The 26,277-nt window shown below is 54.1% G+C and carries 24 protein-coding genes and 1 pseudogene; 2 read left to right on the forward strand and 23 right to left on the reverse strand.

Annotation, left to right across the window (positions count from 1 at the left end):
• Window positions 1–769 precede the first annotated feature (769 nt).
• The 6 genes from SK3146_RS13675 to SK3146_RS13700 all read right to left on the reverse strand — a co-directional run bounded on the left by SK3146_RS13675 (window position 770) and on the right by SK3146_RS13700 (window position 11,296).
• On the reverse strand, window positions 770–2,572 hold the full coding sequence (locus SK3146_RS13675) for a hypothetical protein (RefSeq protein WP_249865563.1): 1,803 nt from the start codon (window positions 2,570–2,572) through the stop codon (window positions 770–772).
• 23 nt (window positions 2,573–2,595) lie between these two features.
• On the reverse strand, window positions 2,596–3,921 hold the full coding sequence (locus tag SK3146_RS13680) for an efflux RND transporter periplasmic adaptor subunit (protein WP_249865564.1): 1,326 nt from the start codon (window positions 3,919–3,921) through the stop codon (window positions 2,596–2,598).
• An 81-nt stretch (window positions 3,922–4,002) separates the two neighbouring features.
• The gene (locus tag SK3146_RS13685; RefSeq protein WP_249865565.1) at window positions 4,003–7,113 is read right to left on the reverse strand and encodes an efflux RND transporter permease subunit; all 3,111 of its coding nucleotides are present in this window, start codon (window positions 7,111–7,113) and stop codon (window positions 4,003–4,005) included.
• Between the two features lie 738 nt (window positions 7,114–7,851).
• Window positions 7,852–9,225 (reverse strand): sensor histidine kinase, encoded by a 1,374-nt coding sequence (locus SK3146_RS13690; RefSeq protein ID WP_249865566.1) that lies wholly within the window; start codon window positions 9,223–9,225, stop codon window positions 7,852–7,854.
• Window positions 9,222–9,899 (reverse strand): response regulator transcription factor, encoded by a 678-nt coding sequence (locus tag SK3146_RS13695; RefSeq protein ID WP_249865567.1) that lies wholly within the window; start codon window positions 9,897–9,899, stop codon window positions 9,222–9,224. The genes SK3146_RS13690 and SK3146_RS13695 overlap by 4 nt, the downstream gene beginning before the upstream one ends.
• A 242-nt stretch (window positions 9,900–10,141) precedes the next feature.
• Entirely contained in the window at window positions 10,142–11,296 is a 1,155-nt protein-coding gene (locus SK3146_RS13700) for a Gfo/Idh/MocA family protein (RefSeq protein ID WP_249865568.1), read from the reverse strand.
• A 79-nt stretch (window positions 11,297–11,375) separates the two neighbouring features.
• Between SK3146_RS13700 and SK3146_RS13705 the strand changes: the two genes are divergently transcribed.
• Entirely contained in the window at window positions 11,376–12,320 is a 945-nt protein-coding gene (locus SK3146_RS13705; RefSeq protein WP_249865569.1) for an AraC family transcriptional regulator, read from the forward strand.
• 181 nt (window positions 12,321–12,501) lie between these two features.
• Here SK3146_RS13705 and cdaS read toward each other — a convergent pair whose 3' ends face one another.
• The 10 genes and pseudogenes from cdaS to iolG all read right to left on the reverse strand — a co-directional run bounded on the left by cdaS (window position 12,502) and on the right by iolG (window position 18,334).
• Window positions 12,502–13,143: a sporulation-specific diadenylate cyclase CdaS gene (gene cdaS / locus SK3146_RS13710; RefSeq protein ID WP_249866290.1), complete on the reverse strand. Its 642-nt coding sequence runs from the start codon at window positions 13,141–13,143 to the stop codon at window positions 12,502–12,504.
• 85 nt (window positions 13,144–13,228) lie between these two features.
• A complete protein-coding gene (locus SK3146_RS13715; RefSeq protein WP_375295495.1) occupies window positions 13,229–13,495 on the reverse strand; it encodes a metal-sensitive transcriptional regulator in 267 nt (88 codons plus the stop codon).
• A gap of 93 nt (window positions 13,496–13,588) precedes the next feature.
• The gene (locus SK3146_RS13720) at window positions 13,589–14,071 is read right to left on the reverse strand and encodes a DsrE/DsrF/DrsH-like family protein (protein ID WP_249865570.1); all 483 of its coding nucleotides are present in this window, start codon (window positions 14,069–14,071) and stop codon (window positions 13,589–13,591) included.
• Window positions 14,072–14,155: 84 nt separating this feature from the next.
• Window positions 14,156–14,581, reverse strand: coding sequence for a rhodanese-like domain-containing protein (locus tag SK3146_RS13725; protein ID WP_249865571.1), 426 nt, complete (start codon window positions 14,579–14,581; stop codon window positions 14,156–14,158).
• 121 nt (window positions 14,582–14,702) lie between these two features.
• On the reverse strand, window positions 14,703–14,927 hold the full coding sequence (locus SK3146_RS13730; RefSeq protein ID WP_249865572.1) for a sulfurtransferase TusA family protein: 225 nt from the start codon (window positions 14,925–14,927) through the stop codon (window positions 14,703–14,705).
• An 83-nt stretch (window positions 14,928–15,010) separates the two neighbouring features.
• Window positions 15,011–16,150: an MBL fold metallo-hydrolase gene (locus tag SK3146_RS13735; RefSeq protein WP_249865573.1), complete on the reverse strand. Its 1,140-nt coding sequence runs from the start codon at window positions 16,148–16,150 to the stop codon at window positions 15,011–15,013.
• Window positions 16,151–16,371: 221 nt separating this feature from the next.
• Window positions 16,372–16,656 (reverse strand): hypothetical protein, encoded by a 285-nt coding sequence (locus SK3146_RS13740; RefSeq protein WP_249865574.1) that lies wholly within the window; start codon window positions 16,654–16,656, stop codon window positions 16,372–16,374.
• Window positions 16,657–16,911: 255 nt separating this feature from the next.
• Window positions 16,912–17,053: pseudogene (locus SK3146_RS13745) on the reverse strand (antibiotic biosynthesis monooxygenase); the annotation flags it as partial.
• 10 nt (window positions 17,054–17,063) lie between these two features.
• Window positions 17,064–17,300 (reverse strand): HD domain-containing protein, encoded by a 237-nt coding sequence (locus tag SK3146_RS13750; RefSeq protein ID WP_249865575.1) that lies wholly within the window; start codon window positions 17,298–17,300, stop codon window positions 17,064–17,066.
• 20 nt (window positions 17,301–17,320) lie between these two features.
• Window positions 17,321–18,334, reverse strand: coding sequence for an inositol 2-dehydrogenase (iolG, locus tag SK3146_RS13755; RefSeq protein WP_249865576.1), 1,014 nt, complete (start codon window positions 18,332–18,334; stop codon window positions 17,321–17,323).
• Between the two features lie 189 nt (window positions 18,335–18,523).
• On the opposite strand from iolG, the gene SK3146_RS13760 reads away from it, so the two are divergent.
• Complete coding sequence (locus tag SK3146_RS13760; protein ID WP_249865577.1) at window positions 18,524–19,396, forward strand: AraC family transcriptional regulator; 873 nt, start codon at window positions 18,524–18,526, stop codon at window positions 19,394–19,396.
• A gap of 93 nt (window positions 19,397–19,489) precedes the next feature.
• On the opposite strand, the gene SK3146_RS13765 is transcribed toward SK3146_RS13760, so the two are convergent.
• The 7 genes from SK3146_RS13765 to SK3146_RS13795 form a co-directional block, all read right to left on the reverse strand.
• Window positions 19,490–20,152: a class II aldolase/adducin family protein gene (locus SK3146_RS13765; RefSeq protein ID WP_249865578.1), complete on the reverse strand. Its 663-nt coding sequence runs from the start codon at window positions 20,150–20,152 to the stop codon at window positions 19,490–19,492.
• Between the two features lie 29 nt (window positions 20,153–20,181).
• Window positions 20,182–21,456: a TRAP transporter large permease gene (locus tag SK3146_RS13770; protein WP_249865579.1), complete on the reverse strand. Its 1,275-nt coding sequence runs from the start codon at window positions 21,454–21,456 to the stop codon at window positions 20,182–20,184.
• On the reverse strand, window positions 21,456–21,914 hold the full coding sequence (locus tag SK3146_RS13775; protein ID WP_249865580.1) for a TRAP transporter small permease: 459 nt from the start codon (window positions 21,912–21,914) through the stop codon (window positions 21,456–21,458). Before SK3146_RS13775 ends, SK3146_RS13770 begins: the two co-directional genes overlap by 1 nt.
• Before the next feature lie 114 nt (window positions 21,915–22,028).
• On the reverse strand, window positions 22,029–23,057 hold the full coding sequence (locus SK3146_RS13780; protein ID WP_249865581.1) for a TRAP transporter substrate-binding protein: 1,029 nt from the start codon (window positions 23,055–23,057) through the stop codon (window positions 22,029–22,031).
• 51 nt (window positions 23,058–23,108) lie between these two features.
• Window positions 23,109–24,131 carry a zinc-dependent alcohol dehydrogenase gene (locus tag SK3146_RS13785; RefSeq protein ID WP_249865582.1) on the reverse strand — a complete coding sequence of 341 codons (1,023 nt, stop codon included), beginning with the start codon at window positions 24,129–24,131 and terminating at the stop codon, window positions 23,109–23,111.
• A gap of 58 nt (window positions 24,132–24,189) precedes the next feature.
• Complete coding sequence (locus SK3146_RS13790) at window positions 24,190–24,849, reverse strand: GntR family transcriptional regulator (protein WP_249865583.1); 660 nt, start codon at window positions 24,847–24,849, stop codon at window positions 24,190–24,192.
• Window positions 24,850–24,889: 40 nt separating this feature from the next.
• On the reverse strand, window positions 24,890–26,263 hold the full coding sequence (locus SK3146_RS13795) for a four-carbon acid sugar kinase family protein (RefSeq protein WP_249865584.1): 1,374 nt from the start codon (window positions 26,261–26,263) through the stop codon (window positions 24,890–24,892).
• Window positions 26,264–26,277 lie beyond the last annotated feature (14 nt).

Below are 26,277 nucleotides of genomic sequence, written 5' to 3' on the forward strand. Positions count from 1 at the left end.
GTTATAATGCTAACACAGTTTTTTGGGCTGTGTCATACAGGCTGACACCGGGTATTTCCAGTAAATCCCTCCTGTCCTAGGGTATGGGGGGGATTACCCGGCCTATGCTCCTTTTTCCTTCCCTATCGTCCCATATCGTGTATAACTCTCCATTTTCGATTTCTAAGCCAATATGGTATTGGTAATGATAAATGACTCCTTTATATCAAAAGATGTCCCTGATCGGCATTTATTGCAGCTAAAATCACATTCAGAAGGCATATCGCGGAGTGATCCCAATGGCAAAATGGATAAATCGGCCTTCGCAGCGCCTTAACCGCATAGCCTCCCCTGTCTTATGCCAAGCCGTACCGCTCGCCCGACAAGTGCGGTTGCCGTCCCCTCGATGATTGCGGCATTTTAGCGCCAAGGAAATTTTTTCTTTCCCCGCCCAACCGGCTCATCCTACTCGCACGCTCCATTCCTTTTCGTCGCATCATGTCGCTTGTCGTCGCCTGATTTATTTAACCATTGGTAAAATAAAGCGAATACCCGTCTCACAAAACTTCCCTCGCAGAACAATCCCCCAAAAGTGACGTGATGCTCTGAAGCTTATTCCGTCCGCATCCAGCCTAGGCTGGATCGGCGTCTAACCCTTCCTCTGGGATCGTTCTATGGGTAGACATTCCTTTCGGGGGAGCCACAGGATATCCACAGGAATTTGCTGCGCATCATAACAAAGAAAAAAGACAGCCTCTTTTAAAAGAGACTGTCCCAGAGGGATAACGCCCTAGCTCAACGTTTTCAGCAGCCGCTTCGCTTGCCCGTCAGGCGTTTCGATAACTTCGTACATATTGACAGTAATCGGGAATTCGAACTGTTCGCTGGCAATGCTGTTCGTCACAATCGTCTGCGTGCCGCTAACGAGCTTCTGGCTTCCCGTGAAGCTGCCGTCCGCCGTGCCCAGCACCCGTCCTAGCTTGTCTACGACCTCGAAATGAAGCTTGGAGAAATTTTGATCGACGACCACGTTCTCCGCTTGTTTCATATCGAGCGTCAACTTCATTTTATAAGAATAAGATGCCGTCGTCGTTCCATAGTTCGTGCCGACCGTCCAATCCGTCAAATGAATGTCGTAAGGGTACAGATGGAGCGTATTATCGTCGCTTTCCTTCTGGAGCGGCGCCTGCACCGACGCGATCGCTATTTTGTAAGGAGACGCCGTCTGGCCGTCCAGCAGCTTCAGCACGAGCCCGTCTCCGCTTTCGGTCTGCGGGATGTTAAACGAATAGCTTACGACATAGCTGAGACCCGGGTTAAGCGTCGCCGCAACGTTCGTCTGCCTTACGCCGGAATAGGCAGCTCCGCCGCCGCCGACCAGCTCGGTTTCGAAAGCCGGCGTCGGTACCGGCTTATCGCTCTTGTTCGTCAGCACAAACTTGCCGATGGCGGTCTTGTAGCCTTCTCCCGGATTTTGCTGCATATGCAGCTCCATCAGCGTCACCTGCGTATGATCGATCAATTTCGACAACGGATCTACGGCGATCGGCGAGCCTAACGTATAACTTGCCGTAGAGGCCGGGTCAGCCTGCGCCCCAGCGGGCAAAGTTACGGCCAGACGGCCCGTATCGATCTGTGTGCCCGCTGCGGCTTGTCCGCCGCTCGTCTGAGACGAGCCGGAGCCCGAGCCCGGCAGGAACGTATCGGTAGTCATGAGGATCAAGCTGGACGGCTCCGCGTTATTCTCCATCGGAACGGCAAAATGGATATATTTCTGCTCGCCCGCTTCGACGGTTACGTCATCCTTCTCCGTGCGCGCTCCCGCAAAAGTTTTCTGCCCGGCGCGGACGTCCAAGCGGAAATCGGGCACCGTCTCGCGTCCGAGTCCGGGATTTTGCGTCAACAGCGTGACGACCGCTACCGGACCCTTATCCGTATTCTCCGTAGTCAAACCGGCCGGCGTATAGAGCAAATCGGAATTGAGGCCGGGAATGGAGAACGTTTGCCCCCATGCCAGCTGCGTGGTTGGAAGAGCGCTGCCGCTGGAGCCGTACCATACTTCCGAGCCTAGCGGGAAGCCGAGCAGCGTCGTCTCCGTCTTCGGATAGGCGTATTCGTCCACCTTCACGAAGGAGACGCCGGCCAGCTTCATCGCCGCCTTGCTGTCCACGACGCTCATATAGACGAGCTCTCCGATTTCCTTGGGCTTCAGCGCCTTCTTGTTATCGGAGCTGGCATCGAGGGTATAATCGAGACCGTCCGCCGTTTGCACCCTCAGCTCGTAATCGGGCACGCGCTGCTTCTCCGTGCCGCCGTTATACAGTCTGACCGTGACGGCGATGCGCAGCCCGTCCGGCGTCGACTCCACAGATGCCCCTTTGACGGCGGCCTGAATATTCTCCGTCAAATGATTGTCCGCCGGCGTCTCGGCCGCGGCCTCCGTTGCAGCTGGTTCCGCTGCCGCATTCTCGCCGGCCTCCGTTGCGGACGGCTCCGCCGCGAGCGCCGCTGCGGGCAGCGCCGCGCCTCCTTGCATAATAATAGCGGTGCCCAGCATAACCGATGTCAGTGTCATTTTCCATCGTTCATTCATTGTGTCCACTCCTCACTGTCGGATTATTTGGCTTGCTTCTGCCCGTCCGGGGCGGCTCCCGCCGGAGCCGGAGACGGGGAAGGCGCCGCAGACGCGGCTTCTACCTTCTGTCCGTCCTTAAGCTGATGCTGTCCGGTAACGACCAACTGCTCGCCTTCCTTCACGCCGTCCAGCACTTCCTGATAAGAGCCGTTGATACGGCCCAGCTTGATTTTGCGCTTCTGATACGTATCTCCCTGCTGCACGAAGACGAACGCGTCCGATTCCTCCCGGATAATGCTTAACGTCGGCACGACGACGACCTTCTCTTCTTCCTCCGTCGTCAGCTGAACCATCACGCGCGTCCCGGGCGTGATCGTATGGTCCGGATTGGCGACCTCCAGCTCCAGCGTATAAGTTTTCGTCTGCGCGCTCATGACCGGAGCCAGGTAGCTGATTTGAGCCGTTCCCTTCTTGTCCGGGTTATCCGGGCTATAGTAAACGAGCTCCTTCTTGTTTTTGACCAGCTTCATATTGGTCTCGCTCAGCTCCGTCGTGATCTTCACAGGGTCGATCTGCAGAACCTGACCGAGCTTCGATGCGGTGTTGACCGTCTGCCCGACCTCGGGGGTAAAATCGGTCAGCACCCCGCTGGCCGGAGCCTTGACGTTATAATTGTCCAGCGCGCGGATGGAATCCTCCAGCGCCAGCTGATTGGTTTCCGCCTGCGTCTCGGCCGAAGCGATCGTATTGTTGTTATCGTTTGCGGCCAGCTTGTTCTGAGCCGATTCCAGGCTCATGCGCGCATTGTCCACCTGCTGCTGCGCCTGCTCCAACTGATGGTCGCTTGCCAAACCGTTGTCGTAATCGTTGCGCATTTTGTTATAATCCTGCTGCGCGTTCTTCAGCGCCGTTTCGGCCTTCTGCACCGCATCGGCCAAATCCTTGCGGTTGTTGATCTGATCGTCCTTCGCCTTCTGCAGCGACTCTTGCGAGCTCCTTACCGCCAGCTCGTTTTTCCGCTTGGCCGATTCCGCATCCTTGCTGTCGACACGGAACAATACTTCGCCTTTTTCGACATAATCCCCGCGTTTCTTCAATACTTCAATGACTTCCCCGTTCGCTTTGGTTGCAATATCAATCGCGGTTCCGGCCGAAATATCCGCCACCTGCTCGGCCGGATCGCTGATCCGCTGCTTGGCCACCGGTTCCGTCTTAACGGCTCTTACCTGCAGCTGCGCCTGCGCCGCTCCCTTGGGCCCGCCGGGGGCCGAGCAGCCGGCCGCCATGACGGCCGCCAGCGTCAATACGGCCAGAATGCGGACGGCGTGATATTGCCTTGTACCCTTTCCCATGCTGATCCTCTTCATCGTTCTGCCTCCTCCATGCTTTTCCAAATCCCCTGATTGATTCCTTGCATTCTATACGGATCGGATTCGTGCACCGACCTTTTATCCTTCTAGCGTGCTTGTCGGAGCGGCCGAATGGTCCGCTTTATGCAGCAAGCGGGATATGCGCGCCTTGATCTCCTCGATCAGCTCGTACACAATCGGAACGACGATCAGCGTTAAAATCGTCGAGGTGATCAGCCCGCCGATAACGACGACGCCGAGTCCTTTGCCGATCAGCGCGCCTTCCCCGGATAAGCCGAGTGCGAGCGGGAACAGCGCCATAATCGTTGCACCGGCCGTCATAATGATTGGTCTTAGGCGGACTTTACCCGCTTCGATCAAAGCATGACGAACCGTATAACCCTCTTCTCTTAGCTGCTGGGCGCGGTCGATCAGCACGATCGCATTGGTAACGACAATCCCGATCAGCATCATGAAGCCGATCATGGACGTCACGTTCAGCGCCTGCCGCGTAACGACCAGACCGATCAAGCCGCCGATGGCGGCAAGCGGCAGCGAGAACAGAATGGCGAACGGTGCCGCCGCATTTCCGAAAGCGAGCACCATGACCAGATACACCATGAATACGGCGACGGCCATAGCCATAAACAGCTGGGTGAAGCTTTCGTTAATATCCTCGTTAACGCCTCTGACCTCGCGGGTTACGCCGTCAGGCAGTTCAACGGAACGCAAGGCGGCCGATACTTTGCCGCTTACGGCGTTTTTGTCTTCCGCTTTAATCTTCGCCGTCACCCGCACCAGCTGCTTCTGGTCGTCGCGTCCAAGCGATACGGCGCCGGGAACGAGACTAATTTTGGCGACTTCCTTCAAGTAGACAGTTTGGCCGCCCGTACCTGCGAGCGGAATATTGCCCAGCTTTTCCAGCGAGTTTTTATCGGATTTATCCATCGACACGGTTGTCGTATAAGTTACGCCGTCCAGCTTCAGATCGCCGAGATTTTGCTTTTGAATCCACGTGCTGGCGGTCTCCCGCACCGACGAGGCCGTCAAACCGAACGCTCTCGCCTTTTTCTGGTCGACCGCGATCTCTACCTCGGTTTTGCCGTCGCTCAGGCTGTCTTCGATTTCGCTAAGCTCGGGAAACTCCTCCATCTTCGTCTTGATGATGGCCGCAGCCTCCTCCAGCCTCGTCTGATCTTCCCCTTTCAGGTTATAGGAAAAGTCGGTGCTCGACACGCCGTTGCCGCCTCCGACTCCCCTCGGCTGCACCTCGGACCCTGCGGGAAGCTCCGAGAGAATGAACTGCTTCGCCTGCTCCTTTACTTGATCGGGGTCTACTTGCTCATTAACTTCCACATAAATTTGCGCAGCGTAAGCGACCCGGTTATCCCCGTTGCCGTTATACCCCGCCAAGCCTTCGACATAAGTAAACAACTTATTGCCTTGGCTGTCCTTGGCGTCCATCAGCAGCTGCTCCAGCTCCTGCGTCTTTTCCTTGGTCGCTTCGAATGCCGTTTCATTGGGCAGCTTCATGACAAAATACATCGTCCGCGACGGCTTCCCGTCAGGAAGAAACGATACGCCGAGCGCAGGAATGGTCGCAGCCAGTGTGCCTACGAACAACAGCGCCGCCAGAAGCAGCGATTTGATTCGATGGGTCAGCGACCAATGAAGGACATTCTCGTAAACGGTCATAAATTTACCCTGCTTCTCCTGATCATGGGACGCATGCTTCACCTTGCCGCGCAGCACGAGCAGCTTCGCCAGCATCGGAATGACCGTCAATGCGACAAGCAAGGACGAGAGCAGCGCGCAGGCCAGCGTAATGGCAAACGGCCGAAAAAATCCGCCGACGACGCCGCTGACCATCCCGATCGGAGCGAACACGCCGACCGTAGCCAGCGTAGACGAAGTGATCGCCATCGCCACCTGCTTCGTGGCCAGGACGATGACCGATTCCTTGCGCTCCTGAGCTTTCTCCAGCGTCGTATAGATGTTCTCGATAACGACGATCGAATCGTCGACGACGCGCCCGACCGCGATGAACATGCCGCCGAGCGTCATCGTATTCAGCGTCAGCCCGAGCTCCCACATCAGCAACAGCGTAATCAAAATGGACAACGGTATCGACACGAGCACGATCAGCGTCATCCGCACGTTGCGCAGAAACAGGAGAATCATAAAGGAAGCCAGAAGCGCTCCGACGACGCCCTCCCGCAGCATCCCGTTGATCGATTCCTTGATTTCGTCCGCTCCGTCATAGGTCGTTTTGAACACAGCGTTAGGCATAGATTGCTTCCACTGCTCTTTCAGCTTCTCGACACTGTTCGAGAAATCGACGGCGTTTGCGCTGCCGGTTTTGTACAAAATCATCGCAATGGCCGGCTTGCCGTCCAAACGTCCGGAGAAGTTGGACTCGGTAATCGCTTTAACCTTAGCCACGCGATCCAGTGTAATAATATCTCCCTTAGGAGTCGTTATTTCGATTTGTTCAATATCGTAGACGCTCTGAATATCGCCCGTCACGCGGGCGCTCTTGTCGTTCCCGCTAATTTCGACGCTGCCGATCGGACTCTTCGTCACGGCAGCCCGCAAGGCGCTCGTCACCTGAGGCGGCGTTAATCCGTACGCGTTCAGGGCGTCTGCGTCCAGTTCAATGTCGAGACTGGTATCTCTGACGCCGATCGAATCCAGATGGTCGATCCCTTTGACCGATTCCAGGTCCGGCTTGATCGTATCCTCATAACGCTTGTCCAGCTCGGTCTGGCTCATTCCGTTCTCGGCATAAGCCACCAGGTAGATCGAAGGCATCGAGGACGCACCGAACGTCGATGCTTTCGGCGTACCCGCCGAATCAGGAAGCTGAACTTCCTGCAGCAGGCTCTCGACATCCTGCTTCTTCTTATCCGTATCGACATTTTGCTTGAACTGCAAAATGACTCTGGCATTGTTCTCGCTGGAAGTCGACGACATCGAGTCCAAATCCTCGATATTGGCCAGCTTCTTCTCCAACGGCTCGGTCACTTGTTCCATGACGTCCTTCGGCGAGCCCGTATAGGTCGCGCTTACCATAACGACCGGGAACGATACGTTCGGCATGTTCTCCACCTTCAGCTTGCTCGTGGCGTAGACGCCGCTGCCGAACAAGAGAATCATGATGATGAACAAGGCGGAGACATTTTTCATCGAAAAATGGGTTAATCGGTTCATTTCAGCACTCCCCTCGGTCCTTTCCTGATTTATCTTTTGGTTGTATGTACACCAGAATAGAATAATATGGAAGTATGAACTGAATATGAACTGGCGCATATTTTGTCGGGAACCGGCTTCTGTATGGCCACAACCTGCGGCTGTAACCGTTGCGCAAGCCTCCAACGGACACTGATGCCGTTATTGGACCCCCTAATCAGCTTCTTGAATTCTAGCGGACATGATTGCAGCTATTTAATAGAAATATCTCTCTTGATAAGCAAATCGGGACTAATAAGCGCCGTGGCGACCGTTGCCATTTGAAAACGGCCGTTTGCAACGAGATTAGCTCCCATGGTGTCCGTTAAATTTTATGGGTAACGCAGACGGTGAGAATAAGCGGAACAAATCCCCCAAAAGCCATCCATGCCGCCGACGCGGCACCACAGACAATGGAAATGGGGTACCAAGAGTAATTTCCAGGGTAGTGACGTGATGCTCTGAAGCTTATTCCGTCCGCATCCAGCCTAAGCTGGATCGGCGTCTCCTCTAGGATCGTTCTTTGGGTAGACATTCCTTTCGGGGGAGCCCACGGATTTCCACAGGATATGGCTGCGCATCATTTCCTAAACAACCAAAAAACTGACAGAGAACTTCACCGTCAGTTTTTAACCATCTTTGCGGGCTGCGCCTTCAGGCAGTTCACCGCATTCTTCCGCAAGCTCTTAAGAGCACGGAGCGCAATATAATCTGCCGCCCTCAAGCGCCGGCGTTTCTTTTCTTCACCGCGCCGGGCAGCATCACCTTAAACAGGGAGCCTTGGCCCGGCTTGCTGTCGACCGTAATGATCCCGCAGTGAAGATCGACGATTTTGCGGACGATCGCCAGCCCCAGCCCGCTGCCCCCGACTTCGCGCTGTCTGGCGCGGTCCGCTTTATAGAAGCGGTCGAATATATGCGCCAGCTCCTCGGGTCCCATACCGATGCCCGAATCGTGCACCGTCACCTGCACCCGGTCGACCAGCGCCTCAAGCTTCACGCGGATGACGCCGCCCTCGGGGGTGAACTTGATCGCGTTATGCAGCAGGTTAATCCATACCTGACTCAGCTGGTCTTCGTCGGCCGACAGCATGACGGGCGGAAGATTCAGCTGCAGGTCCAGCCGCTTAGCCGACCAGATCGGCTCCTGGGTGACAATAATGCGCCGGATTTGCTCGTCCAGCCGGTATACGACGGGATGGAACGGGTGATGCTCCGACTCCAGCGAAGCTAAGCTGAGCAAGTTTTCGCTGAGCCGCGATAAGCGTTCCGATTCCGTTTGGATAATATCCAAATAGTGGTTGCGCTCCTCCTCCGGCAAATCCGAGTACCGAATCATTTTGGAAAAGCCGGCGATCGAGGTTAACGGCGACTGAATCTCGTGCGACACGCTGGAGACGAAATCTTGTCGCATCAGCTCGAGCTGCTTCAGTTCGCCCGCCATTTGGCTGAAGCTGCGCGCCAGCTCCCCCACCTCGTCCTTGCGCTCGAGCCAGGTGAACGTAATGTCGAAGTCTCCCTTCGATATGCGCTGCGTAGCGCGCGTCATCAGCTTCAGCGGCTGCACCAAATAACGCGCCGCGATCAGGACGAACAAGCTGCCCATAATGAGCGTAATTGCCAGGACGGTAAACAAAATATAGCGAAAATTGTCCTCGTTATTGCGCATGACCGGCTGTACGAAAACCGCGTAGCTGTGCCCGTTCAAGGACAGAGGACGTCCGACCCACTGCTCGATCGGCTCCCCGGACTGGGCGGCTTGCTGTCCTTTCAATACTTGATCCACCGCCTGCTGCGGAATTTCCGGGAGCGGCTGGTCCGGGCCTAGCACCGTCCGGTGCAGCTGCTCGTCGAACACCGTAATGTAATACCGCTGCACCCAATGCAAATGATGCAAATAAGCGTCCATATCCACGCCTTTCATTTCCCGGAAAATAGCGGCAATATCCTCCGACGCATTGGACAAATCCTTCTGCATCCCCGATTCGAACATATCTCTGAACCAGTAATTCGATGCATAGAAGGCGATAATCAGCCCCAAAATGACGGACAGCATAAACGTCAGCGCAACCCGGACATATAAAGAACGGATCATGCTCTCAGCTCCAGTTTGTAGCCTAGCCCGCGCACCGTCACGATCGCGAAGGATGAAGTCTCTTCGGGAAATCTCTCGCGCAGCCTTTTAATATGTACATCTACCGTACGCTCTTCGCCCTCGTAGTCCATTCCCCAAATTTGATCGACGAGCTGGTTGCGGGTAAACACCTGATTCGGATGCCCGGCCAGCTTGAACAGCAGCTCGAATTCCTTCAAAGGCAGCGTTTGCCGCTGTCCTCCTTGAACGACCTCGAGATTGCTCCGGTTGAGCTCGACATCGCCTATTTGAACGGTTTGCGATACGTTAATTTTATAGCGCTTCATCAGCGCCTTGACCCTCATCGCCAGTTCCAGCGGATCGAACGGCTTGACCACATAATCGTCGGTCCCGAGCTGGAAGCCTTTGACCTTATGGGCCTGCTCGCTCTTGGCGGTGACCATCAGCAGCGGCAGATCGGGATAACGCGTCCGCACTTCCCTGCACAGCTCCCAGCCGTCCATCTGCGGCATCATAATGTCCAGAATCATCAAATCTACGCGCGTCCGCTCGAGCATCTCCAGCGCTTCCACGCCGTTACTGCTGTCCAGAAGCTGCATCTCCTCGCCGCGCAGGGCCAGCTTAATCAACTGGCGTATAAACGGATCGTCGTCAACGATTAAAATTTTGGCCATGACTTTCTTCCCCCACGTCACTTCATTTCATCCACCATACCATAAATAGGCAAGAACTTCCCTACATTATCTTACTGCACTAATATGAACTAAATATGAATGGAGTGGCAAAAAGTTTTATCCAATTTTTGGATATTGCATGGCTCCGAAAACCGTACACAGCCCAAACCGTTATACGAAAAAAAAGAAAAAGCAGCCGTGCGAGGCCGCCTTTCCTTCATTCTGCGCTATGCGATTATCGCTTATTTCTCTCCCGATACGGTAATTTCATTTTTGCTGAACCCGGTAACGGAGCGTGTTTTCTCGTAAAAATGCGTGGCGTGGGCTTGAATCCCCTCTCTTGTGTAAAAAGGGTCTTCCTGAGCAAGCGGCAGCTTCACCAGCTGGTTCGTGCTCGCCGATTTATAGATCGCGGTAATCAGCTCCAGCGTGCTGCGTCCGCTATGCCCGTCGATCAGTACCGGCGTGCCCTGCTCGATCCCTTGGAGCACGTTGTCGATCTGACCTTTATGCCCTTCATGCTCCACTTCGGGCAGCCGGTCGTACAGCTCCTGAAGCTGCCGTTCCAGCTCCGGATTCGGCTGGGGAAAGCCGTTCTCCTTGGAGACGGACGCCTTGACCTTCCACGGAGCGGAAATACGCGCCGCCGCGCCTTGGAAGATCAGCTGCTGCTCCTCCCCGTGATGCACGACCGAGCTTGTCACCTGGCCGAGCGCCCCGCTGTCAAAGCGCAGAACCGCTACCGACAAATCCTCCACTTCGGCATTGTCGTGCGAGGTGTTCGCCATCAGCGCCTGCACTTCCTTCGGCATCCCCATCATCCACTGCAAGGCATCGATATGATGAACGGCGTGGTTGATCGTGCAGCCCCCGCCTTCCTTCTCCCAGGTGCCGCGCCACCACAGATCGTAGTAGCAATGGCCCCGCCACCAGTACGAATCGACCTGGGCGTGGACGATCTTGCCGGCGAGTCCTTCATCCAGCACCTGCTTCAGCTTCATCATCGGCGAACGGAAGCGGTTCTGCGCTACGACGGACAATATTTTGCCGCTCTGCGCCGCCGCTTCGTTCATCTCGTCGCATTCGCGGAGCGAGGCGGCCATCGGCTTCTCCACCAGCACATGAGAGCCCGCCAGCAAGAACGATTTGGCAATTTCGGCATGCGTATACGGCGGCGTGCAGACGGAGACAAGGTCGATTCCTTGACCGAGCAGCTCCTTGTAGTCGGCTGCGGCTCGGGCTTGGCCCGCCAATCCGAATTTGTCGACCGCTTCCTCGGCCTTTTCCACAAAAATATCGGCAACCGCAACAATCTGGCATCGCTCCGGAAACGCCAAATATCCTTCGATATGCGCTCTCGAAATCGCTCCCGCGCCAATAATCGCAACACGAATCATATCGTACATTCCTCCCTCGTCATCATACTTCCATCATAAGCGAGAGCGGGATATTTTTATGATCCGATATTGTGTAAAAATGCTCAGATCTTGCTATAATGGAACCAAGTTATTCGGCCTGGCGCGCCGCGCCATAACTATGCTTGGGGAGATGAACCGGATGACCGCCGAACCGTTCTCGTTTGACTACAAACGCACTTCCGAAAGCGCCTTCAAGGAGGTGTTTCACGCGCATCTCGAAATGGAGTTCACCTATATCCATGAAGGCGTCGGCAACTTGATCGTCGAAGGCCGCACCTATCCCATCGGTCCGGGAACGCTGATGGTATTCCACCCGTTTCAGCTGCACCGCGTACAAATTCACGTCACCGCGGAGCGGCCGTTCATCCGCAGCGTGATCATGTTCGACCCGGCTCTGCTCACCCCGTATTGGGAGACGTTCCCGCTGCTCAAGAGCTTCTTCGCGTCGCTCAGGCAGCATGCCAAAGCGGCCCGGCCCATCCGTATGCTGGATGAAGCGGACCCGGCCCTCTTATGGATGAAGTCGTTTCACGAAGCGCGCAGAACCATCCCTCCGGCGGAAAAACAGGAGGAATGGATGTTCTTCCTCCTCGGTTTGATGCGGCAGCTTCGCCGCGCCGAGCTGGCCAAGCGGGAAGAGCCGGACGAGCAGACTACGCTGTCGGCAAGACATCCTCACCGCGCCGAGCAGATCATGCAGTGGATCGAGCGGCATTACGCCGAGCCGTTTCGGCTGGAGCAGATGGCGCGGGAGCTGCACTTATCCCGTTACCATATCGCCCATCTGTTCAAGGAGGCTACGGGAACGACGATTCTCGCCTATGTGACCGCTACGCGGATCAGGCACGCCTGCCTGCTGCTGACGACGACGTCGCTAACCGTGCCGGAGATCGGTCTTCGTGCGGGCCTGCCCAATCCGTCGTATTTTTGCCGCGTGTTCAAGGAAACGATGGGCACGACGCCGCACCAATACCGGCTGAACATTCAGAAGAGCCGCGCTTAAGGCTTATCCCCCAAAAGTGACGTGAAGCTCTGAAGCTTATTCCGTCCGCATCCAGCCTAGGCTGGATCGGCGTCTAACCATTCCGCTGGGATATCCACAGGATATTGCTGCGCATCATTTCCTAAACAATTAAAAAAAGAACGGGCTCCCCGCAGCCTGTTCTCCTACAATCTGTTGCCGCTTATTGCGGCATTCCTTCCTCCACCAAAGCATCGATGCCGCTCAGCGGATGCAGCTTTCCCTTGAACGCAAACGAGGCGTCGCCCGTTTCCTCGGACACGACCAGAATGAGCGCGTCCGTCTGCTCCGCGAGCCCGATTGCTGCTCGGTGCCGGGTGCCGATTTTTTTGCCGGTCACGGCCACATGGGAAACCGGAAGAACGTTGGCCGCCGACACGATCCGGTCGGAATGGATGAGCACGGCTCCGTCATGCAGTGGGTTCCCAGGGTAAAACACGGATTCGAGCAGCGGATACGACAGGTTGGCCTGCATCGGAATACCCGAATGCAAAATTCCGTCGAGCGGATCGTTTCGCTGCACGACAATGAGCGCGCCGTGGCGCCGTTCGGACAAATGCTGAATGCAAATGGACAGGTCCATGAAATTGTTCGTAAACGCAGACAAGTAGCACTGCAAATAAAAAGACGCCGCCTTGGCCTGCACCTGCCTGAACGCTTCACGGATGTCATCGAATTGGCTGAGCATGCAGTAGTCTTCGTCGTTCATCTCGTCCAGGCTGCGCTGAAGCTCATCGGCAATATGACGCATCTGCTGCTTCAGCTGTTCTCTCATCGGGGATACGTCGCATTCGGGATGCAGCATACGGTTCACCTCTAGCTTTAATATGCCCGTTTTCATTCCGTCTATTACACCGCGGTTCGTCCGGAACACAGCCAAAGAGAAAGAGCTACCGGCTCTTCACCAGCAGCTCTACCGCCTGCTTCACCATCTTGCTTGAATCTCTGCCCGCTTCCTTCTCCTCGGTAATGCATCTTTCCAAATTGACCGCAACGACGTAGGCGATCGCCTTGTCCGCAGCGCTGCGCACCGCAGACAGCTGGCTGACCACATCCTTGCAGTCCTGCTCTTCCTCCATCATTTTCAAAATGCCGCGAATTTGCCCTTCCATCCGTTTCAGCCTTCTCTTCACATCGTCGTCATATGTCATCGACATGGCGTATTTCATTCCTTTCGTCGTATACCTGTATAGGTATATTATTGCCGATACGCGCGATGAACACAATATGCCGCGAGAAAGCCGCCATCGTCAAATGAACAAATTTACTTTCGCCTCGGCGGCGTCGCCCAAATAAGCGGCTACGCCGGCATACTCGATTCCGTCCAGCAGTTCCTCCTTCTGAAGGCCGAGCAAATCCATCGTCATCGTGCAGGCCACCAGCTTGACTCCCTGCTCCCGGGCGAGTTCAATGAGCTGCGGCAGCGAAAGCGCCCGATGCTTTTTCATCACATGCTTGATCATCTGCGGGCCCATACCGGCAAAATTCATCCGGGAAAGTCCCAGCTTATCCGCTCCGCGCGGCATCATTTTGGCGAACAGGCTCTCCAGCCAGCCTTTTTTCAAACGTACCGGGGCGTCCTTACGCAGCGTGTTCAATCCCCAGAAGGTAAAAAAGATCGTCACTTCATGATCGTAAGCCGCGGCGCCATTGGCGATAATGAAGGCCGCAATCGCTTTATCCAAATCGCCGCTGAACAGAACGATCGTCGTTTTCTCCGGATGCTCCTCCATAGGAACGGCTCCTCCCGCTTGTTATTTTACATATACCCGTATAGGTATTAATAAATTCAAAAAAAATTTAGTCTTTCTCTATCTTCAGCAGCCTCTGGAACAGCAGCACACATGAGCTTGGGCCGCTCTGACGCCCCGCTCCGCCCGTTTCAGCGATTGGATGCCATGCTCCAAGTAAACAAGCCGCGTAAATCCGGATTTGCGCAAAATTCGTGCAGCCTGCCGGCTCTCTCTATTTACATCGGCGATAATGATCGTTTCGGCTTCCTTATTCAGCCCATGCTTCTTAATAAACGGCAGTCTCCCGAGCGATATGTTGACCGAGCCTTCGATGTGATCCGCATAGTAATCGTTCTGATCGCGGACATCGACGATTTGCAAAGAGCCCGCTTCATTCCGAAGACGCTGCAGCAGCACGTTCGCCTCGATAGACGGCACGCCGCGAACCGGCCGGTTCCTGTACATCCAATACAAACTGACAGCTACAACCGCAATAAGGATCAGCTTCAAATCGATACTCCTCCTCCAATTCATTTGGTCGGCATAGGTCTTATTGTATACCCTCAAGGGTATGATGCACAAGCAGGAAAGGCTTGGTAAAGAGAGCGATTTTTTTTCCATCGCGCAGCCGTTACTTCTTTTGAATCCGGAATGCGTACATTCCCTGCTCCTCCCGTATTTCGACCAGCTCGTGGCCGGTGCGCTTGACCCAAGCCTGAACATCGTTCAGCGAGCCTTGATCCGTCGTTAACAATTCCATCATTTGGCCGCTTTCCATCGCATCGATCGCTTTCTTCGCCTTGACGATCGGCATAGGGCAAGCAAGCCCTTTGGCGTCTATGATTCGAGTGTTCATTTTATGTCCTCCTTTGATTAAAAAAGGTGAAAAACGCCGACTCCGCGTGCGGAAACGTCTTCCGATCACTCTTGTCGCCAGTGCTAATGCCGGTGATGGACGGCGCAGCGGTTAGGCCCCAGCTCCAGCTCGGCGCCGCGCTTGTCGTCTACCTGCAGCTCACCGCGGTTAATCGCGACAATTTCTTCAAAGTGAGGCGGTTTCTCCGTCGATACCGCTCCCGCCGCCTGCTCGATGAACGATTCGCGGTCGTCCGGATGCATCATCGCGTTCATCTTGCGGATCGTTCCCAGCGCTGCCGCAACCGTACCGTCCTCGCGCATCTCCTCGATATCGGCGTAATGCGCGGGCAGAACCAGCACCTCATCGGACAATCGGTTCACTTGGCCGATCAAGGTTTCGTACAGATCGTCCGCCCATTGCCGCGCCTTCCCTCCGAGGTCTGGCCTTCCCAAGCCGCTGACGAATACCGTGTCTCCCGACAGCAAGTACCGGCCATTCAGCAAAAACGAAGTCGAGCCGGGCGTATGCCCCGGCGTCGGGATCGCAAGTACCTCGATCCGCGCCCGCCCTACGCGGATAACCGGATGCTGCTCCAGCGGCTCAAACGCCAGGCCGGTTCCGTCCGCTTCGCCGGAGGATATATAATACACCGCCCCCGTCTGTTCCGCCAGCGACCTGCCTCCCGATATATGATCGGCATGCAGATGGGTGTCGGCGACATGCTCGATCTCGAACGGCGACGCTTCCGCAAGCTGAAGATACACGCCGGTTCGGCGGCTTGCATCGACGATCATCGCCTTCCCTTCCGATACGATCGCATAGGATAAGCAGCCTTTGGCAGGCCGGACGATCTGAATCAGCTTCATCGTCTCATCCTCGGCAATAACGGCGGGATGATGCAGCTCGCTCCAGCCGCGCATGCCTCCTTGCAGGACGGCGGCCATATAACCGCGTTCTTCGAGAAGCCCTGCGACGAATTGGGCCGAGTTGCCTTTGGCACAGACGACGATAATCTCCTTATCCCGCGGCAGAGCGCGGAACAGCTCCTCATCCTCCTCCAGAAAATCGAAGTAAGGGATAGGAATATGCGTCAGCCGCCTGCCTTCAATCTTCCACGCGGCCGCATCGTCCGCATTGCGGACGTCCAAGATAACGGCCTCCCGGCCGGATTGCATCTGTGCATACAGTTGCTCCGCAGTAATCAATGAGAGAGCGGACATACGTTAGCCTCCTTTATTTATGAATGAAACTTGACTTGCTCGCTGTAACTCCCCTCCTCCCAATACCCCCATGGGTATTTTTTCAACAAAAAATAATGAGGCTGCTTTTTCGCAGAACCTCACATAATTACATATACCCGTATGGGTATGTTATCAATATATTCGAAAACTGCGAATCCGTCAACAGGAAGCCGCTATCTTTGTCTTGCAGCTTCCAACATCTATTTCGTCTCGCGCAGCGCTTCCAGCTCCGCCTGCAGCTCGTCCCCGATCCCTTCGAGCTTGGCAGCCAATACTGCGGCACGGCGGGCAAATCCGGCCGGTTCCTCGATCAGCCGATTCTCCATCAGCGCTCTCGCTTGCTCCAGTGTCTGCCGTTCTCTCTCGTCGAGCCTCGAAACAACGGCGGTATAAACCGCTATTTTGTCCAGCGGCCTGCGGCTGTTCAAGTCGATCGCCGCAAATAGCCTCGTTAAAGCATTTTTCACCTCGTCTGCGCTGTTCATCGTGCTCCAGCTCCTTCCTTCATTATCTTTCCCAGAGGCGGATTCATCCTTGTATGCAAATCATTCGCAGCGGCAGCCCAAATTCGGTGAGTCGGAGAACGAAAACAGGAAACATTTTCTACTTTATAAAGTTTGAACCGATACAAAAGTCAAGTCTCCGTGCTTGAACTCCCCTTATGGCGGATGTTCAGCACAAATAAACCGCCTTATCAAAAGGCGGCTCATTTCGCTAACGTCGCTATAATAAACATTCAATTCCATTCCCAAAAATTCGGGCTGGATTGAGGCAAGCTTCTCCATTTCTTCCGCCATTTCAGCGTAACCATGATCCCCCTCTGTCCGCTCGGATGTGAAAATGACTGCATACATAATAAGGCGGCTTTGGTGTTCGGGCAATTCCGCTCGTATCAAACCTCCTTGAATCCTTGCCGCTGTTTGATTTTATCTCCGGTCTCCCGGTCTATCGATTCTCGGATCGGATTCAGAAGCGGAATCCGTGTCGCCCACTCCTTGCCGTAGGAGAGATTGAGGGAGAACAGCGCTAACCGCCACGAATGCTCGGCGACGCTTTCCCGTCTTCCTTCCTGCGTCCAGGCCGTTCGCGTCGTATCTTTTAAATGCCCCAGCTCCTTAACAAAATCCAAAATACGATCGTGACCGTTAGTTAGGCGTAACCGGGAAGAGCGATCCTTTGCCCCGTCTCGTAGGACTCTCTTGCGGCAAGGGCGATCTCCAGCGCTATTTTGCCGTCCTGTTCGTTGACGGAAGGGGCCTCGCCTCGGCGCAAGCAATCGATAAAATGGCATATTTCATTCAAATAAGCGTCTTTGAAGCGCTGCGGGAACGCCGGAACAATATCGTGCGTGCTCCCGTTTCGAGTCAGCAGCTGCACGTCATGATGCCGCAGCGAGCCGATCAGCAGGCTGCCTTCGCTGCCGATGACCTCTCCCCGAATATCGTAGCCGTAAAAGGCGTTTCGGCTCGCCTCGATGTCCGCGGCGGCGCCCGAATCGAAGCTCAAATAAGCGATCGCTTGATCCGCGTCGCCATAGGCTTCCATGAACGAATGGACCAAAACGTTTCCATGAGCCGATACCGAAGTCGCCTCCGCGCTCAGCAAAAACCTCGCTATATCGTAATCATGGATCGACATATCCAGAAAGATGCCGCCGCTGTTTTTAATGAAAGCCTCCGGCGGAGAGCCCGGGTCCCGGGAGACGCCCTTGAAGTAGAGCGGAGTGCCGATGTCCCCGGCTTGAATCCGCCGCTTCGCCTCCGCATAAGCGCCGTCGAATCTTCGCATAAACCCTACCTGGCAGCTGACCCGATGCTTTCTAACCGCGGCAATCGCCCGGTCGGCTTCAGCCAAGCTCTGTGTCAGCGGCTTTTCAATAAAAATATGCTTGCCGTGCTGCGCCGCCTTCTCCAGCATTTCCGCATGGGTATGGGTCGGCGTGGCGATAATGACCGCATCGATCGACGGGTCTTCCAGCACCCGATTCGCATCGGTCGCGAATTTTTCAATGCCGAGCTCCCTCGCCGTTCTCTCCGCCAAATCGCCAAACGGGTCCCCCACATAGACCAGTTTGGCTCCTTTCACTTTGGACGCCAAATTCTCGGCATGCCAATACCCCAATCTCCCAAGCCCAAGCACTGCGCAGCGAATTTGCTCTTTCATCGTCAGCCACCGCTCCTTCGGTCATTTTAAGAATGGATGTCACACCACCAGAATAGCTCCTTGCGCCGCAAAGCAACATTTCATTTTGGCGTTAAAAATGATACATTTGTTGTCCGGTTTTATGGTACATTCAATGTATGCGCTGCCATTCTAACGGGAAAAGCGGTGATTTCCGTGCAACAATTATTCATGATCTCCAGCATTGTCGGGTCCATTCGCCTGGTCGACCTTCAATACACGATCGGCCGCAAGGGCTATTCGTTCCCTGCTCACCGCCACTCCATCTTCGAGTTTATGTACATCATTTCCGGAACGCTGCATAAATGGGTGAACGAACAGCCTTTATCGCTGAACGCCGGCGACTGCCTGGTGATCAAGCCGGGGCAATACCACCATACCCCTCCTACCCCGCATGAGGCCGAGTGGTTCGTGTTACACTTCGAAATCGAGGACAAGACGATCCATGAAATTTTGCAGATGCTGCCTTATCCCGTTATCACGCAGGAAGAGGAAGAAAGCATCCATCTCTTCGTGCGTTCGTTCATCGCCAAGTACGGCTACTTTCTCCACAACCTCACAGGCGAACAAGCGAGCAAACCGGCGGAATCCAAATATACGGCCGTCCAAATGCTGAAGGTGCAGTCAGCGATCTTAAGCCTGATCGGGCTGCTGGCAACCTACGCGTATACCCGAACGGAAGAACTGGGACTCGCGTCCGCTCAGCCGGCGGTCAAACCGTCGCAAATTCATCTGGCGCATGAGGCCGCCTACTGGATCGAGAAGCAGGCCGCGCATAACATGAGAATCGGCGAGCTGGCGGCACAACTGCATGTAGACCGCTGCCACCTGGCGACCAGCTTCAAGAAAGTGTACGGCGTATCCCCTCGCCATTATTTGACGCAGGTCAAGATGCGCCGCGCCAAAGAGCTGCTGATCGACACCGACTGGAGCGTGGAGAAGATCGCCGAAGAGCTGCAATTTTCCTCGCCGTCCCATTTCGTCAAATTTTTCCACAAGGCAGCCGGTCAGACCCCGTTCAGGTTCCGCAATCATTCGAGGTAGAGGGCGCGGCGGCGGAAAACAAAAAGACTGGAATCCATCCCGGACGATTGTCCGAGACATGCTCCAGTCATTTGGTGCTTCGCCGAAAGCGAATTACACATTCCAATTTCTTCGCGGCTTGTAGCCCGCGTTTTCGACGAAATCTCGCTCCACTTCACGAGACAGGCCGTTCATTTTTATGTTAGCCGTTTGCGAAGTAACAAGCATTTGGCAGGCCATCTCCAGCGTCTGCAATGCCATCCGCGCCTCGCGGATGCTCACGTCATAGACCAGCACGCCGTGATTTTCCAACAGCAGAATGTTGGCCTCCTTCGCTTTCGCCGCTACCGCATCGCCCAATGAGGTACTGCCGGGATGACAGTACGGCACCCGCGCCACACGCTCCAGATAATACATCGTCTCGACAAACCAATTGGATGGAATGTCCACCGAGGAGCAGGCAACAAGCGTACTGTAAAAAGGAGATGCGTGCAGCACCGCTCCGATTTCCGGACGATTGTCATAAATGGCCCGGTGCATCGGGGTTTCCTTGGACGGCTTCTTGCCGTCGCTCTCCAGTACTTCACCGGAGAGCGAGCATTCCACAAGATCGGAAGCCTCCAGTTCGCCCAGGAATGTGCCGCTTGCCGTAATGACATAGCGGTCATCCGTTGTACGAGCACTGATGTTGCCCGCATTCCCCCATGCAAGACCGTATTCCATCATATATTTTCCGGTTTTTCTTAATTCCTGTTTAACGGATTCCAGATCCGGCATTTGCACTCACCTTCGCCCTTCATTCAAAGCTATTTTAACAAATGAACAAGACCTATCGACAACTGCGGTATAAACGTCAACAGCAGCAGCGTGACAAGCAGCACCACATAATACGGAAGCATTCCCCTGGATATTTGGTCAAGCCTTATCTTGGCCAGCTGCGCAGATATGAACAAGTTGACCCCCAGCGGCGGTGTACACATCCCAAGCGCAAGGTTCACGATCATCACAATACCGAAATGGATCGGATCGATACCCAAGTTAATCGCAACCGGCAGCAGCAGCGGAGCCAAAATAATAATCGACGCATTCGTTTCCATGAACATCCCTACGATCAGCAGGAAGACGTTCACAAGCAGCAGGAACACCATCGGGTTATCGGAGATGCTCATAAAGAATTGAGCGACCATCTGCGGCACATTCTCCCGCGTAATGATCCAGCCGAACAAGCCGGCGCTGGCGATAATAAACATAATGGTCGCCGTCGTAACGGTAGATTGGGTCAAAATGGTAAAAATTTGTTTCAGCTTGATCTCTTTATAAATGAGAACACCGACAATAAACGCATATCCTACGGCAACTCCCGCCGCTTCTGTCGGTGTAAAAATTCCGCCGTAAATACCGCCAAGAATGATGACCGGCATCAGCAATGCCAGGAAAGATTCTTTAAACGCAACCAACACTTCACGGAACGATTTCCGCGGACTGCGCTTATAGCCGCGTTTTTTGGCAATGATCAGTACGGTAACAATTAATGAAAGACCGATCAGAATACCCGGTATGAAGCCGGCCATAAACAAGTCGCCAATCGATACGGAAGCGGATACACCAAATAAAATCATAGGAATACTTGGTGGAATGATGATGCCGAGCTCGCCGGATACCGCCTGCGTCGCGCCGGCAAAATTAGCATGGTAGCCGCGCTGGATCATAGCGGGAATCAGCATGCTTCCCAACGCTGCCGTCGTCGCCGCGCTCGAACCGGAAATCGCAGAGAAGAACATAGCCGTTACGATCGTTACGATCGCAAGACCGCCCGGCAGGTGTCCGGTTAATGCGTTGGCAAGCGCAATCAGCCGTCTGGAAATACCGCCGAACTCCATTAACGTACCTGCCAAAATAAAAAATGGAATAGCCATCAACGGGAACGAGTCAATAGAGGTAAACGAACGCTGAACCAATACGATAAGCGGCGTGCCGCCGTCCCACCACAAGGCGACCGCGGAGGCCAGACCCATAGATACGGCAATCGGTACGCTGATAATGAAGAGGATCAGCATCGTAATCATTAATATAACAGCCATTAGTGAGCGTCCTCCTTCTTAGGAATAAACTGATCCAGGAGCGCCGCAATGGAGTTAATGGTGAGGAGCACAGCCCCGATCGGTATGGCCGCGTAAGGAAAAGCCATCGAAATTCCCAGCGATGCGGAAGACTGCATTTTTACCCGGCTTAGCATATCGATCCCCTGTTTGAACAGTATTACGAAAAACACAATTGAAACGATAAAAACAAGGCAAAGAAGAACTTTGCGCTTCATGCCGGTCAAAAGCTCCGGAAGAAGCTCAATGGAAATCAATTTATTGTGACGCATAGCGAGACTTGCACCCAAAAAAACGATGTACACCATCAAATAACGCGATAGCTCTTCAGACCAGGTGAGTGGAAAGTGGATGAAAAAACGGCTGATAACCTGTGCGATGATCAAAAGCGACATAACCCCGAGCATAATAGCAAGAATTATGCCGACGACCTTGTTCAAGCCATCGATAATTTTGACTACTTGTTGCATGATGCATCCCCTTTGTTTCCAAGTTCGAAAAAGAAAGAGGTTCCCGATCCGCTCGCGCGGATCGGTTATCCTCGGCGCCTTTTATTACTTCGTGTTCATGATGCCGTCATACAGCTCTTGATCCGCGGGAGATTTTTTCGCAAATTCAGCGTGAACGGTTTTCGCTTTTTCAATGAACGGCTTTGTATCAATATCGACAACTTCCATGCCTGCGTCAGTTACTTTCTTCAGAAGCTCTTTTTCTTGATCAAATACAAGCTTGTTTTCGAAATCTGTAGCTTCCTTGGCCGCTTCTTCAACTGCTTTTTGCTGATCCGGCGTAAGCTTCTTATACGTAATGTCGCTCATGGTAAGCATAACGTAACCGTAAACGTGGTTCGTGTTGATCAAATACTTTTGAACCTCTTGCAGCTTGGAGCTTGTCATCAAAGCAAGCGGGTTTTCTTGCGCATCGATTACGCCGGTTTGCAAGGAAGAGTACACTTCACTAAATGCCATAGGCGTCGGTGTAGCGCCCATTGCTTTCCAAGCGGCGATCGAAGCCGGAATTTCCGGAACGCGGATTTTCAGACCGTTCAAGTCGGCAGGCGTCGTTATCTTCTTGTTCGCTGTCAGCTCGCGAGGCGTGCGCTCCCAGAACTGCAAACCGCGGATTTGCGCGTTTTTCAACAAATCTTCCTTCAGCTTCTCGCCTACAGGTCCGTAAAGCACTTTGTCCATATGCTCTTTGTCGCGGAACAAATAAGGAAGCTCCAAGATCGAGAACGGCTCGTAGAAATTGGACAACACGCCCGCAACGAGTGCGAAGTCGATAGAGCCCAATTGCATGCCCTCGATCAGGTCACGGTCATTGCCAAGCGTAGAGCTCGGGTACAGATCGATTTGTACGCTGCCGTTCGTTTTTTGCTTGACGAGTTCGGCAAATTTCTTGGCGCCCGTATTCCACGGATCGTCTTCCCCCGCAATGTGACCCAGCTTCAATTTCACCGGCTTGGCGCTTGCTCCGCCGGCAGCGCTATCCGCGCCTTGAGTGCCTCCTTTTTGTCCGCAAGCGGCAAGGCTTGCGCCGAGAACTACAGTCAATGCTAATACGCCGATTTTTTTCAACATCATGATGAGTTATACCCCCAAAAGTTTGTTTAATTATAAATGTAGAAATACGAATTAAAAGTGTACAAGGACCTTTAACGAGGAATCCTCTTTCTTATCAACCATCTGGAAGCCCTTGGCCGCTTCATTGTAATGAAGCTTATGCGTAATAATCACATCTTCCTTCACATGGCCTGCAGCGATCAGATCGATGGCCGAAATCGTATCCTCGCGAGTATACGTCATGCAGCCTACAATTTCTTTCTCGCCCTGCTGAAGATTAACGATATCGAACGTTTGCGTGCCGTGGAACATGGCGATCGTTACGCAGCGTCCGCCTTTGCGAAGCAGCGAAATCGCATTGTCGACGATACCCGGAACGCCGGCAGCGACCAATACCTTATCAAATTCCCCTCCGATAAGCTCCTTCGCTTCCGTCGTCCAATCCTGCTTGTTCATAATGTTCAGCGTATGTGTGGCGCCCATGCCAACCGCACCTTCCAGCGCATAATCGATCACGTCGGTCACGAGAGTCGTTGTTGCGCCCGCCGCTTTCGCAGCGGCCATAGCCAGCAAACCGATCGGACCCGCGCCAAGAATCGCTACCCGGTCGCCAAGCTGAATATCCGCTTTACGAACCGCATGTACGCCAACCGCAAACGGCTCTACCAATACGCCCTGATCGTAGCTCATAGATTCCGGCAGCTTGAAGACCGTCTGCTCCGGAGCTGCGAAATATTCCGCCATGGTGCCGTACCATCCGTTGAGACCCGGCGCGCCGCGGCGTGAGCAGTAGTTCAAGTTGCCGGTCAAGCAGCTTTCGCAAACTCCGCAGCCTGTCTGAGGCTCAACCGTTACCCGGTCTCCAATCCGGAATTTAGTTACTGCGTCACCCACCTTAACGACTTCACCGGCAATTTCATGACCGATGATAACCGGCGGCTTCCGGAATAAATGCAAGCCTTTGTAGGTATGGATATCGGAACCGCAAATTCCTGTGACTTTCACTTGAATCAATACTTCATTCGCAGCGATTTCAGGCACTTCTACATCTTTTACGACAACCTTGTAGGCATCGTCGACAAATACAGCTTTCATCTGGTTTCCCTCCACTGAATATAAAGTGCTTCTCTCTGTTGTTGTCCTTCTTCCGGATCTACAAAAATAGCTTTTGTTTGGACTGCTGCAGGTGATCTCTCATTTTGTCTACACTGCGAAGATCCCCGTTTTTCAATAATTCGTAAATCTCTACATGCTCCTGCCAAAACTGCTTCATCCGATGAGGATCTCTCTTTAAGTGCCGCAATGTAATGCGCAGCAAGTGGTCTTGATAATTGAGCAGCACGCGGTAAATTTCCTGATTGCCGGAAAACTCGCACAGCAGCCGGTGAAACTCGTGATCCAGCTGGGCAAAGCCTTTGCCGTCCAGCTCATTGACCTTCTCTTCCGTTTTGCGAAGGTTCTCCTCCACCAGCCTGCACTGCTCTTCTGTCAGTTTGTCGGTAATTTCCGCGCAAATATACGTCTCCAGAGCAATGCGGAGATTATAAATATCCATGATCCGATTTACTGTCAGATCGTTGATGATGACCCCCTGCTTGGAAAAGACGGTAACAAATCCCTCGGTTTCTAACCGCACGAGCGCCGACTTGATCGGCGTTTTGCTCATCTCCAGCAGCTCGATCAGCTCACGCTCGGACAGAAAGCGCCCCGGAGCGAAACGCTCGTCCAGAATATGCTCTTTAATAACCTGATAAGCCACGTCCTTCAGAAGAGGACTGGATGCAGGCTTGTCGTTTGTATGTTCCTTGTCCATCCTCATACCGCCTTCTTGTATTTCGAAAGGGCATCCATCCTTACAGGCTGGAAGCCTTTCTTACATTTTCGAAAAAGTCCGGTCCGCCAAGCTGCCCGCCTTTCAGCGCCAGTTCGACGCCCTCCATCTCCGCTTCCGCAGAATAGGCTTTGCAGAGCGGAGCGCCCGGAGAAATCGGGAGCAGCATCTCCAAACCGTAAATCCCCATCTCGCGTGTAACGAATCCTGAGGTATCGCCGCCTGCTACAATGACGCGACGGATGCCGGTAGCCTCCATCACTTCCCGTGTCCAACGGCCCAGCTGTCTGCCGATAAATTCGCCCGACTGAAGCTCAGGCATTCCGAGTTGCGCGAACCGTTCGCGTGTAGCAGCAATCGCTTCGTCCTCCGGACCCATCGCCGTGTACAGAATGACGCTTTCTCCCTGCTTGACGAGGCGGATTGCCTCATCCAGAAGCTCGCGCGGCGCCGACTCGGCGTTCATGATTTGATCTACCGAAACCCGGATCGCATGAAAGCCGGCTTTCATGGCATTCTCAATCTGCTGCTGGGTAACCATCGAAGCGCTGCCCGATACGGCAAATACTTGCTTAGCCGGTTTTACTTGCGCCTTATGCTGCGCGTTGTCACCCGTACCCATGCCTGCCGCATTCCAATGAGCGGTCAGTGCATAGCCGACGCCGGACGAACCGACCACAAAATGAGTATGCCCGCTCTCCGCAGCGGACTCCCAGATGAGCCGGCCGCTTACACGCATGCGCTCCTCATCCAGCACATCGAACAGCAGCACGCCCGGCTTGTTCGCTTTGCCGTTGTACCTCTCTTTAACCGCTTCGATGTCGCCTTCCAGCTCCAGAATGTTCATAAGCTCGATCGGCTCATCGGTCTGCTTGGCCAGATGAAGGCGAAGATCCGCTTCCTTCATAGGTGTAATCGGATGCTTGGACATGACCGGATGGCGGTCCAGCCGGTACACGGTATCATGCATTCTGGCAAAATGCTGGCCGAACAAGGTAAAGCGGCCTAACGGCGGAGCGCCCACAAGCAGCGGAATGACAGCCTGATCCTTGAAATAGCTTCTGGCTAATTCAATCGCTTTGCCGATACTGCCTACTTCCGGAGCCGAATCGAATGTAGAACAGGTTTTATAATGCACTATCGGCGCTTGAATATCTGCAAACTGCCGATACACCGGCTGCAGCTCCGCTTCCATATCCGTTGGATTTTTCGCCCGGCTCGTTCCGGCAACGCCAATGCAGCGGATGCCGTCAAACCGTTCAACCATCTCCGCCGTCGGAGGCTCCAGAAAGAGCACGGTCCGGTAACCGCTTATTGCAAGCGCCTCCATTGCATCCGTAGAACCGGTAAAGTCATCGCCGTAAAATGCGAGCAGCAGTCCGTTGTCTTTCGTCATCGTGTTTCCTCCAG

This window comes from Paenibacillus konkukensis, assembly GCF_023523925.1.
In the GTDB taxonomy this organism is placed as follows: Bacteria; Bacillota; Bacilli; order Paenibacillales; family NBRC-103111; genus Paenibacillus_S; species Paenibacillus_S doosanensis.

Excerpts from the sequence above, each read along its gene's own strand:
- SK3146_RS13675 (WP_249865563.1), bottom strand. The coding sequence starts at position 2,572 with ATGAATGAACGATGGAAAATGACACTGACATCGGTTATGCTGGGCACC.
- SK3146_RS13680 (WP_249865564.1), bottom strand. The coding sequence starts at position 3,921 with ATGAAGAGGATCAGCATGGGAAAGGGTACAAGGCAATATCACGCCGTC.
- SK3146_RS13685 (WP_249865565.1), bottom strand. The coding sequence starts at position 7,113 with ATGAACCGATTAACCCATTTTTCGATGAAAAATGTCTCCGCCTTGTTC.
- SK3146_RS13690 (WP_249865566.1), bottom strand. The coding sequence starts at position 9,225 with ATGATCCGTTCTTTATATGTCCGGGTTGCGCTGACGTTTATGCTGTCC.
- SK3146_RS13695 (WP_249865567.1), bottom strand. The coding sequence starts at position 9,899 with ATGGCCAAAATTTTAATCGTTGACGACGATCCGTTTATACGCCAGTTG.
- SK3146_RS13700 (WP_249865568.1), bottom strand. The coding sequence starts at position 11,296 with ATGATTCGTGTTGCGATTATTGGCGCGGGAGCGATTTCGAGAGCGCAT.
- SK3146_RS13705 (WP_249865569.1), top strand. The coding sequence starts at position 11,376 with ATGCTCAGATCTTGCTATAATGGAACCAAGTTATTCGGCCTGGCGCGC.
- cdaS (WP_249866290.1), bottom strand. The coding sequence starts at position 13,143 with ATGCTGCATCCCGAATGCGACGTATCCCCGATGAGAGAACAGCTGAAG.
- SK3146_RS13715 (WP_375295495.1), bottom strand. The coding sequence starts at position 13,495 with ATGTCGATGACATATGACGACGATGTGAAGAGAAGGCTGAAACGGATG.
- SK3146_RS13720 (WP_249865570.1), bottom strand. The coding sequence starts at position 14,071 with ATGGAGGAGCATCCGGAGAAAACGACGATCGTTCTGTTCAGCGGCGAT.
- SK3146_RS13730 (WP_249865572.1), bottom strand. The coding sequence starts at position 14,927 with ATGAACACTCGAATCATAGACGCCAAAGGGCTTGCTTGCCCTATGCCG.
- SK3146_RS13735 (WP_249865573.1), bottom strand. The coding sequence starts at position 16,150 with ATGTCCGCTCTCTCATTGATTACTGCGGAGCAACTGTATGCACAGATG.
- SK3146_RS13740 (WP_249865574.1), bottom strand. The coding sequence starts at position 16,656 with ATGAACAGCGCAGACGAGGTGAAAAATGCTTTAACGAGGCTATTTGCG.
- iolG (WP_249865576.1), bottom strand. The coding sequence starts at position 18,334 with ATGAAAGAGCAAATTCGCTGCGCAGTGCTTGGGCTTGGGAGATTGGGG.
- SK3146_RS13760 (WP_249865577.1), top strand. The coding sequence starts at position 18,524 with ATGATCTCCAGCATTGTCGGGTCCATTCGCCTGGTCGACCTTCAATAC.
- SK3146_RS13765 (WP_249865578.1), bottom strand. The coding sequence starts at position 20,152 with ATGCCGGATCTGGAATCCGTTAAACAGGAATTAAGAAAAACCGGAAAA.
- SK3146_RS13770 (WP_249865579.1), bottom strand. The coding sequence starts at position 21,456 with ATGGCTGTTATATTAATGATTACGATGCTGATCCTCTTCATTATCAGC.
- SK3146_RS13780 (WP_249865581.1), bottom strand. The coding sequence starts at position 23,057 with ATGATGTTGAAAAAAATCGGCGTATTAGCATTGACTGTAGTTCTCGGC.
- SK3146_RS13785 (WP_249865582.1), bottom strand. The coding sequence starts at position 24,131 with ATGAAAGCTGTATTTGTCGACGATGCCTACAAGGTTGTCGTAAAAGAT.
- SK3146_RS13790 (WP_249865583.1), bottom strand. The coding sequence starts at position 24,849 with ATGGACAAGGAACATACAAACGACAAGCCTGCATCCAGTCCTCTTCTG.
- SK3146_RS13795 (WP_249865584.1), bottom strand. The coding sequence starts at position 26,263 with ATGACGAAAGACAACGGACTGCTGCTCGCATTTTACGGCGATGACTTT.